Origin of the sequence: Gordonia sp. YY1 (genome assembly GCF_009872315.1) — a bacterium.
Taxonomy (GTDB): Bacteria; Actinomycetota; Actinomycetes; order Mycobacteriales; family Mycobacteriaceae; genus Gordonia; species Gordonia amicalis.
This window is the reverse complement of the sequence record NZ_WXYI01000001.1, coordinates 221,626-230,781: the sequence shown is the minus strand read 5'-3', so window position 1 is coordinate 230,781 and position 9,156 is coordinate 221,626. Positions and strand designations below refer to the sequence as shown.

Below are 9,156 nucleotides of genomic sequence, written 5' to 3'. Positions count from 1 at the left end.
GGACAACTCAGTCGAAGCTTGCGGAGACTGTCGGGACAACTCAGTCGAAGCTTGCGGAGACTGTCGGGACAACTCAGTCGAAGCTTGCGGAGACTGTCGGGACAACTCAGTCGAAGCTTGCGGAGACTGTCGAATCCACTCAGGCGAAGATCGCTGGTTCCCGGGACGAGGCGCAGGCGAGGATCGACGAGGCGCGCGCGACCGCGCTGGCCCTTTTCGAGGAGGCCAAGACGAAGCTGTCGACCCTGCCGGTCGAACTGCCCGCCGAGATCGAGGAACTGCGTGCCCGGTTCTCGCCGGATGAACTGCGCAAGGTCGCCGAGGCCTATCTCGCCGTCGCGGCCGGTCTCCTGACGTCGCTGTCGGAGAGGCGTGACGAGGCCGTCGAGAAGCTCAAGGCGCAGCCGGTCGTCGGGGAGAATCTGCCGAAGCTCGAGAAGGTCTACAGCGACGCGGTCGGTCTCACCGAGGACGCGCTGGGAACGATCTCCGAGCAGACGCGCGCCGTCGGCGAACGGGCGCTCCGGCTGGCCGGGTTGGCCGACGACGGCGGACCCGACGGGACGATTCGCGACGCCAGCGCGGACGCGCCGGTGCGCGCGGTTGCCGCGCCGGCCCCGGCGACGAAGGCGCCCGCCGAGACAGCACCGGCGGAGAAAGCGGCGGCGAAGAAGGTCCCGGCCAAGAAGGCTCCGGTCAAGAAGGCGCCGGCGGAGAAGGCGGCCGCGGCGAAGGCGCCGGTTAAGAAGGCGCCGGCGAAGAAGGCCGCAGCCAAGAAGGCACCGGCGAAGAAGGCTCCGGCCAAGACAGCACCGGCGAAGAAGGCCGCGGCGGTGAAGGGTGCCGCCGAACGCGCCGCGGCCAAGAAGGCGCCGGCCCGTAAGGCCACCCCCACCAAGGCGGCCACGAAGAAGACGCCTGCGGCGAAGAAGGCGGCCACGGCGAAAAAGACCGCAGCCAAGAAGGCGCCCGCCAAGAAAGCGCCCGCCAAGAAAGCGCCTGCCAAGAAAGCTGCTCCCAGCGCCGACTGACCCGTGCGCGCACATTCCGGCCGCGCGCGCCGTCGTAGGCTGCTGCGGCAATCGAGGCGCACGGGACTAGAGTGTTCGGCGTGGACTTCTTCGGCGTGTTGGCCTATGGCCAGAGTCTGATCATGTTGGCCCTGACCGTGGTAGCGGGGGTCGCGGCGGTCGTCGCGCTGATCCACGCGGCCATTCAGCGTCCCGACGCGTTCCCGGCGGTCGACCGGCAGAGCAAGGTGATCTGGGTGGCGATCCTGGCCGGCGCCTCCCTGTTCATCTGGTTCTTCGGGGCGGTGAGCTTTCTGGGCATCATCGGCGTGGTCGCGATGCTCGTGTACCTGGTCGATGTGCGCAAGCGTGTCGACGACATTCAGGGCAAGTCCTGGTTCAGCAAAAAGGCCTGATGCATCGTGGCGGAGTATCGGATCAATGACCTCGCCGAGGCGTCGGGGGTCAGCGTTCGCAACATCCGGGTCTATCAGGATCGCGGACTGCTTCCGCCGCCCAGCATCCGCGGCCGTGCAGGCTGGTATTCCGACCAGCATCTGGTCCGGCTGAACCTCATCTCCCGCATGCTCGAACGCGGGTACACCTTCGCGACCATCAGCGAGCTTTTGCACGCGGCCCACCACGGCATGCGTGTCGAGCAGATCCTGCGGGGATCGCCGAAGGGCGGTCGGTTCCGCAACTTCAAACGCGCGGCGACCATCACCATCACCGAGTTGCGCAAAACCCTCAACGCCTCGGATCGCTCCATCGCCCTCAGCCAGAAACTGGGTCTGCTCGCCAAGGACGGCGCGCACTACGCCATCCGGAACCCCGAGTTGCTCGAGGGCGCGGAGATCCTGGTGAAGAGCGGCATCGACATCGACGTCCTCCTCGACCGCTGGGTGCGGGTCCAGGAAGACCTCGAGGACGTCGCGACCAGCTTCGTCTCGATCATCACCGACAAGTACTTCGACGAGAACCTTCCTGACCTGGGTGAAGCCGGCGTGAGCGAGATGGCCGACCTCATCCAGACCGTTCGTCCGATGGCGCACGAGATCGTCGAGACGACCTTCCGCAAGGCGCTCGACGAACAGATCTCCAAGGCCATCGGGCAGGCGGCGACCTACTTCGACGCGGCGACCGCGGACGACGAACCGGACACCGCGACGCCGGGTTCCACCGGTGACCAGCCGGGCCTCGGCTATGAGACAACCGATATTGGTACATTGAACTCCGACACGGGGACGCTGAACGCGGCGTCCCCGCCCGGGGTCTCCATCGCGGACGATCCCGACCGAGGTTGAGGGGTGCCGGTGAACACGAAGTCGTTGAAGAGGGTCGGTGGAATCGCGGCCGCGATCGGTGCGGCAGCAGTCGGAGTCGGTGTCGGCACTGTCCTCGCCGGGATCGCCCGTGACGCGCTGCGCGCCGAACTCGCGGTCGACGACGGTCCCGACGACCTGCTCACCGCACCCGACTCCCCGCCCCGGCGGCTGCCGGTCCGCAGCTCCGACGGCACCCTCCTCAACGCGGAGGTCTACGGGGTCGACGACGCGGACGACGAGGGCGACGTCATCGTGATGGTCCACGGATGGACCTGCAACACCGCCTACTGGTACCCCCAGATCAATCACCTCACCTCGTCCGAGGGCGGCAGGCGACGGGTCGTCGTCTACGACCAGCGTGGCCACGGACTCAGTGAACGTGGTCGCCGCCGTCCGACCGTGGCGATGCTCGGACAAGATCTCGACGCCGTGCTCGAGGCGACCGTTCCGGCTGGGCGTCGCGCAATCCTGGTGGGGCACAGCATGGGTGGGATGACCATTATGTCGTGGGCGGACCAGTATCGCGAGAAGGTCGGCACGCGTGTCTCCGCCGTGGTGCTCGTCTCGACCGCTGCCAACGCGGTCATGGAGAACCACGCCCTCGTGCCGGTCGATCTGCCAGCGTATGCGCGGCCCTTCGCGCCTCTGGTGTCCAAAGCGATCACCTCGGTGCCGGTGCCGATCCCCAAAACCTCGTACGGCGTTCGGTTTTCGCACTACATCGCCCTGGGGCCCAACGCACGTAAGGCGCATGTCGACTTCGTCGACGAGATGATCGGCGCGTGCCCGCCGCGCGCACGCGCCGGCTGGGGATCGGCGATGGGCAAACTCGATGTGACGGCCGGGCTGGCCGCTCTCTCGGTGCCCACCACCGTCGTCGTCGGGACCGAGGACCGGCTGACCCCGCGCAAGCACGCCGAGCAGATGGCAGAGGTGCTGCGGCGCAACGGTTCCCTCCGGGAACTCGTCGTCTACGAGGGCGTCGGGCACATGTCGAGTATCGAGGCCGCCGAGCGGTTCAACGAGATGCTCGACGAACTGGTCACCGAGGTCTCGCGTACCGAGCAGCGGGTCAGCTGAGCCCGCACTCCCGGACCGTCGTCACAGCGCGCAGTTCACGAAGACCGGTTCCGGTCGAAGAGTGACACCGAAGGCGTCGAACACACCATCGCGGACCTCGCGCGCCAGCGTCAGTAGCTGCTCGGTGGTGGCCGAACCGCGATTGGTCAGTGCCAGAGTGTGTTTCGTCGACAGGCGAACCGCGGCATCCGCCCCCGGGTAACCGCGGACGAAGCCCGCCCGCTCGATCAGCCAGCCCGCCGACAACTTGATCGCGGTGGGGGAGCCGTCGGGCGTGCTCGGTTGCGGACCGGCCGGATAGGACGGGATCGCGACGTCGTCGCCGACCCGTCCCGCGATCCGTTCGAGCACGGCCGGGGCTTCCTCCCCGGGGATGATCGGATTGGTGAAGAACGATCCCGCGCTCCAGGTGTCGAAGTCGTCGGGGTCGAGGACCATCCCCTTGCCACGACGTAGACCGAGAACCGCCTCGCGCGCGGTCACGGCGTCGACTCGTTCGCCGGGTTCCACGCCCACCTTCGTCGCCAGCTCGCGATAGCGGATCGGCTGACTCGCGCGGTCGTCGTTGAGCCAGAACGACACCGCGACGACCACGAAGTCGTGGCGGTGCTTGAGATTGCTGGTGCGGTAGCCGAGCCCGAGTTCGGTGGGCGAGACCCAGCGCAGGGTGCCGGACCGGCGGTCGAGAACCTGGACCGACCGCAGGATGTCGGCGACCTCGACGCCGTAGGCCCCGACGTTCTGAACCGGGGTCGCACCGGCGGCGCCCGGAATCCCCGACAAGCACTCCAGCCCGCCGAAACCCGCCTCAACGGTCGCGGCGACCAGATCGTCCCAGCCCACCCCCGCGTCGGCGACCACATGGGGACGGCCCGACTCGCGGCCCGATCCGAACTCGATGCCGCTGCTCGCGAGCACCACGGCGGTGCCGTCGAAGCCGGCGTCGCCGATCACGAGATTGGACCCGCCACCGATGACGAGCACGGGTTCGGACTGCTCGTCGAGCTCCAGGATGGTCTTGACGATGCTGCGCGTGTCGGAGCAGCGCACGATCTCACGGGCGGGGCCGCCGAGACGCAGGGTGGTCAGCTCGGCGAGGGGCGCGCTCAGCGGCGTCTGCGTGTCGGTCACGCGTTAAACGTTAACCGGCGAACGGTAGCGTTCTCTCCATGGCGAGCAAGCTGCAGCACTTGGACTCCTACCCGTTCTCCACCGAACGGCTCTGGGCGATCTTCACCACAGAGCAGTACTGGCACGATCTGGTGGAGCGGATGAACGCCGGTCACGGCCACGTGGAGAAGGTGACCATCGCGGGCGACACCGTGACGGTCGAGATGAACCAGGGCATTCCTGCGGAGAAGCTCCCGTCGGCGGTCACCAAGATCATGCCCGGCGACCTCCGGATTCCGCGGAGGAACACATATCGGCTGGTCGGAGACCGAATCGTGGCCGAGATGCACGCAACGGTCGAAGGCGCGCCGGTGCCGGTGAACGTGTACGGGACCATCACCACGTCGGGCGATCCGGCGACCAGCGACTGCGAGGCCGAGGTGTCGGTGAACCTGCCGATGTTCGGTGGGAAGATCGAGAAGGCCGTGGTCAGCGAGCTGGTCGGCCTGCTGGAGCACGAGCGTGGCCACACCGTCGATTGGGATTCGGAAAATCGGCTGACGTAGCCTGGTCGTCATGGCACGACGGCTCAGCTACTCCGCTCGCTACACCCATCCCGCGGAGAAGCTCTACCAAGCGCAGAGCATCAAGCAGTACTGGGACGACATGATGGCGGGATTCCAGATGATCTCGCCGCACTGCGAGGTCGCCTCCTTCTCCGCCGACGAGACCGGCGTCCGGGTCGTCCTGAAGCAGCACATCGGACGCGACCAGCTGCCCCCGCTCGCGCAGACGGTGATGATGAAAGACATGGTCATCACGCGTGAGGAGACCCTCGGTCCGTTCGATCCGGACAACACCAAGGGCACCTACAACGCGTCCATCCCCGCCGGTCCCGGCAGCCTCAACGGCTGGCAGGAACTGTTCCCGACCGAGGAGGGCTGCACGATCCGCCGGACCAGCGAGGCGAAGGTCTTCGTCCCGTTCGTCAACGGCAAGCTCGAGCAGATGATCCTCATCAACCTCGTCGATCTGTTCCGCGCCGAGGCCGAATACGCCAAGGACTGGATCGACAAGAACTTGTGAGTCGTCTGGCCGCTCCGATCGGCCGGGTGACGCGCGGGACCACCAACATCAACCGCCTGCGTCGGGTGGATCGGTGGATGGCGCATGAACCGGCAGTGATCGCGGCGCTGGATGTCGACCGTCCGCTGGTCGTCGACCTCGGGTACGGAGCACGCCCCGACACGACCGTCGAGATGGCGGGTCGGCTGCGCCGCGTCGCCCCGGATCTGCAGATGGTGGGACTCGAGATCGACCCGGCACGTGTCGTCGAACCGCGCGACGGTGTCCGGTTCGCCGTCGGCGGTTTCGAGATGGCGGGTCTGCGTCCCCGCGTGGTGCGCGCCTTCAACGTCCTGCGGCAATACGACGAGGCCGAGGTCGAGGCGGCGTGGTCGAGGCTGCGTGCGGCCCTGTCGCCGGGTGGCGTGATCGTGGAGGGAACCTGCGACGAGATCGGCCGGCGGTGCGCCTGGGTGCTGCTCGACCACGCAGGCCCGGTGAGCTTGACGCTCTGCTGGGCGCCCGAACACTCCGATCGCCCGTCCGACCTCGCCGAACGACTGCCCAAGTCGCTCATCCACCGCAACGTGCCGGGCGAGAAGATCCATGAACTGCTGACGCTCGCGGACCAGTGCTGGGACATCGCCGCCCCAATGGCTCCGTACGGACCGCGGGTGCGCTGGCGCCATGCGCAGGACCTGCTGCGTGAGCGTGGCGTGGACTGCGTGGTCACGCGCCGCCGGATGTCGGACAACGTGCTGACCGTTCCGTGGTCAGTGGTCGCCCCGTCGGAGTAACCCCGAGGGAACCTGTCGGCACAGCGGGTGTCGGGCATTACTGTGGCGGCTATGCGTGTGGCGATGGCCCAGATCAGCTCGACCGACGATCCGAGCGAGAACCTGGCGACCCTGCGTGCGGCGACGCAGGAGGCGGCATCGCGCGGGGCGCGGCTGGTGGTGTTCCCGGAGGCGACGATGTGCCGGTTCGGCGTGCCGCTGAAGCCGGTGGCGGAGGAAATCGACGGGTCGTGGGCACGCGGGGTGTCGGAGGTCGCGGCGTCGGCCGGTGTGACCGTGGTGGCCGGGATGTTCACCCCTTCGGATGACGGTCGCGTGTTCAACACGGTCCTCGTCGCGCATCCCGACGGGTCGCGCCTCGGCTACGACAAACTGCACCTCTACGACGCCTTCGGTTTTCACGAGTCCAAGACCGTCGCGCCCGGTGCGGAGCCGGTGACCTTCGAGGTCGACGGGGTCACCGTGGGAGTTGCGACCTGCTACGACATCAGGTTTCCCGCCCTGTTCACGACCCTGGCACGACGCGGCGCACAGGTCATCGTGGTGCCCACGTCCTGGGGTGCCGGGCCCGGCAAGATCCACCAGTGGGAGGTGCTCGCCACGGCTCGCGCGCTGGATTCCACGACCTTCGTCGTCGCGGTGGGACAGGCCCTTCCGCCGGATGAGGCGGTCGCCGGATCCGGGGTCCCGACCGGGATCGGACACAGCCAAATCACAGACCCCTTCGGTACGGTGGTCGCCGCGTACCCGGAGACGGTCTGTGTCGATGTTCACGACCTCGACCTGGAACTGGTCGAGAAGGCTCGTATGCAACTGGCGGTCCTAGCCAACGAGCGAGCTTTGCCGGTCGGCGATGCGGTGCACAGCGAGTTGACACCCGCCGGCGAACGGCTCCGAGAGTCCGACGACCGAGGACGGAACCCATGAGCGACGACAACAAGACTCCCGGTGATGACCCCCGAGACGCGGGCACACCCTCCGGAGACGAACCGGTGACCACCGGCGACGAGTGGCGTCCGGTGTCCGGTGACGGTCCGGCCGAGTCGAACGCCGGGCCGGTCGTCCCCGAGACGGGGGAGACCGAACAGTTCCCGACGACACCGGTCGCCCCGGGGGCACACGCGTATTCGAACGTCCCGCCGTCCGAGGCGGATACCACCGGCCTGGGTGGCGGACCGGGCACGCCGGGCACCGCGCGGTTCCCGCCCGGTGAGACCCCCTACGGGGATGAGTCGAGTGCACCCCTAGAGACGCCTGGCAGCGGCCCGGTGATCACCTCGCCGCGGAAGAATCGCAGCACCGGGAAGATCGTGGCGCTGAGCCTCGTCGCCGTGCTGCTCCTGGCCGTGATCGGCGCGGTCGGCAGCGAACTCTATCTGCGCAACAAGGTCACGAACTGCCTCGAGGACTCGTTCAGCGGCCTCACCGGTGTAGCCACCTCGGTGTCCCTGAGTCGCAAACCGATCATCATGCAGGGCACCGGCGACATCCCGTACGTGCAGGTCGACACCAAGGACGGCTCCGACGCCAACGGAGTACGTCTGCACATGCGCGCCGACGGCATCTCCGGCGACAACACCAGTACCGACATCCGCACCCTCAACGGCCACGGCTTCATCCCGTACGAGCGGATCGTCGAGCTCAGCAAGGAGAGTGCGCCTCCGGGTGCCGGTGGCCAGAGCACCGGCAACGGTGCGAGCCCGGTCGGTTCGGTCGAGGAGATCACCGGCAACGCGGCCGAGGGCACCTTCGAGGTACAGGCCGGGTTCCCGGTCATGTTCTTCTCCGTGCCGGTCTCGGCGACCATCAAGCCGGTCCTCCAGGACGGCCGGGTCGACTTCCAGGTCGTCAAGGCCAGCGCGCTGGTGTTCGGCATCCCGCCGGACTTCGCACAGCAGATCGTCGACCAGGTCACCACGTCGGCGCTCGGACCGTTCTTCGACGAGGTCCAGGTCGATCAGTTGACGGTCACCGACACCGGGCTCGAGTTCGCGATCAGCGGTTCCGACGTCCAGCTCACCAACGAGATGACCGGAAACCAGGAGTCGGGCGGCTGCTCGGCCTGACCGGGCCGTCGGTCACCGCTCGGCGTCCGCGGGGGGATCGACACGGTGGACCCACACCGTGGGCCCGTCGGTGAGCGTGTATTCGGCGCGGACAACCGACTTCCACCGCCGGGTGTAGACCGCGGACATCACGGGGTCGGCCGTACCCGCGGTCACCGGCAGGCCCTGCCGTCGCCCCTTCTCCACGATGGCGTCGACGAGGCGGGACAGTACCCCGCTGCGCCGGTGATCCGGGTGGACGAGGCCGAAGATGATGCCGATCGACTCGTCGGCGACGGAGGCCTCGGCATTCGCGCGCCTGAATTCGGTGAAACGTTCGACGAATCCGTCCAGGGTCCGGACGTAGTACCGATTCCGCTCTTTGAGATCGGCGTCGACGATGCCGTTCGCCCGGCCCGGCTCCGAAATCGCGGCGAGCGCGATCAATCTCCCCGATTCATCGAAAACTCCGTACATGCCCGCAAGATTCTCGGCGAACAGGACCTCGCCGTACCACCGGTAGGCGTGGGCCGGAGCCTCCTCGCCGAGAACCCATCGATAGGCCGGAACCTCGCGGAGTCCGGTTTCGAGCAGGTCCAGTGCGTCTTCCCGATCGGACTCCGTCAACAGCCGAGCTCCGTTCACAGATGCCAGGATGCCTTTCGTCACCGCTACATATCAGCACAGCGACACCACGCCGGCACGCTTCCGCCGCGTCCGGGCG

General features: G+C 67.6%; 11 protein-coding genes. 9 read left to right on the top strand and 2 right to left on the bottom strand.

Translation table 11 applies throughout. The features are described 5' to 3' along the window. From BPODLACK_RS01070 to BPODLACK_RS01055, 4 genes are all read left to right on the top strand, one after another. On the top strand, positions 1 to 1,031 hold a 1,031-nt coding region (locus BPODLACK_RS01070; protein ID WP_159404522.1), incomplete at its 5' end, for a heparin-binding hemagglutinin. Between the two features lie 71 nt (positions 1,032 to 1,102). Further along, positions 1,103 to 1,426 (top strand): DUF2516 family protein, encoded by a 324-nt coding sequence (locus tag BPODLACK_RS01065; RefSeq protein ID WP_006438739.1) that lies wholly within the window; start codon positions 1,103 to 1,105, stop codon positions 1,424 to 1,426. Between the two features lie 6 nt (positions 1,427 to 1,432). Then, positions 1,433 to 2,314, top strand: coding sequence for a MerR family transcriptional regulator (locus BPODLACK_RS01060; RefSeq protein WP_006438738.1), 882 nt, complete (start codon positions 1,433 to 1,435; stop codon positions 2,312 to 2,314). A 9-nt stretch (positions 2,315 to 2,323) separates the two neighbouring features. Further along, complete coding sequence (locus BPODLACK_RS01055; protein ID WP_024500206.1) at positions 2,324 to 3,415, top strand: alpha/beta fold hydrolase; 1,092 nt, start codon at positions 2,324 to 2,326, stop codon at positions 3,413 to 3,415. A 21-nt stretch (positions 3,416 to 3,436) separates the two neighbouring features. Here the strand turns inward: BPODLACK_RS01055 and BPODLACK_RS01050 are convergent, their stop codons facing one another. Beyond that, positions 3,437 to 4,546 (bottom strand): UDP-N-acetylmuramate dehydrogenase, encoded by a 1,110-nt coding sequence (locus tag BPODLACK_RS01050; RefSeq protein ID WP_006438736.1) that lies wholly within the window; start codon positions 4,544 to 4,546, stop codon positions 3,437 to 3,439. Between the two features lie 38 nt (positions 4,547 to 4,584). Here BPODLACK_RS01050 and BPODLACK_RS01045 point away from each other — a divergent pair, with 38 nt between their 5' ends. From BPODLACK_RS01045 to BPODLACK_RS01025, 5 genes are read left to right on the top strand one after another with little or no spacing between them, the layout of a single operon-like run. After that, complete coding sequence (locus BPODLACK_RS01045) at positions 4,585 to 5,091, top strand: DUF2505 domain-containing protein (protein WP_006438735.1); 507 nt, start codon at positions 4,585 to 4,587, stop codon at positions 5,089 to 5,091. 10 nt (positions 5,092 to 5,101) lie between these two features. Next, positions 5,102 to 5,611 (top strand): DUF2505 domain-containing protein, encoded by a 510-nt coding sequence (locus BPODLACK_RS01040; RefSeq protein WP_006438734.1) that lies wholly within the window; start codon positions 5,102 to 5,104, stop codon positions 5,609 to 5,611. 26 nt (positions 5,612 to 5,637) lie between these two features. Next, complete coding sequence (locus BPODLACK_RS01035) at positions 5,638 to 6,387, top strand: hypothetical protein (RefSeq protein ID WP_024500204.1); 750 nt, start codon at positions 5,638 to 5,640, stop codon at positions 6,385 to 6,387. 51 nt (positions 6,388 to 6,438) lie between these two features. Continuing rightward, positions 6,439 to 7,314: a carbon-nitrogen hydrolase family protein gene (locus tag BPODLACK_RS01030; RefSeq protein WP_006438732.1), complete on the top strand. Its 876-nt coding sequence runs from the start codon at positions 6,439 to 6,441 to the stop codon at positions 7,312 to 7,314. Continuing rightward, on the top strand, positions 7,311 to 8,453 hold the full coding sequence (locus BPODLACK_RS01025; protein WP_006438731.1) for an LmeA family phospholipid-binding protein: 1,143 nt from the start codon (positions 7,311 to 7,313) through the stop codon (positions 8,451 to 8,453). The genes BPODLACK_RS01030 and BPODLACK_RS01025 overlap by 4 nt, the downstream gene beginning before the upstream one ends. 12 nt (positions 8,454 to 8,465) lie before the next feature. Here the strand turns inward: BPODLACK_RS01025 and BPODLACK_RS01020 are convergent, their stop codons facing one another. Continuing rightward, on the bottom strand, positions 8,466 to 9,059 hold the full coding sequence (locus tag BPODLACK_RS01020; protein WP_006438730.1) for a GNAT family N-acetyltransferase: 594 nt from the start codon (positions 9,057 to 9,059) through the stop codon (positions 8,466 to 8,468). Positions 9,060 to 9,156 lie beyond the last annotated feature (97 nt).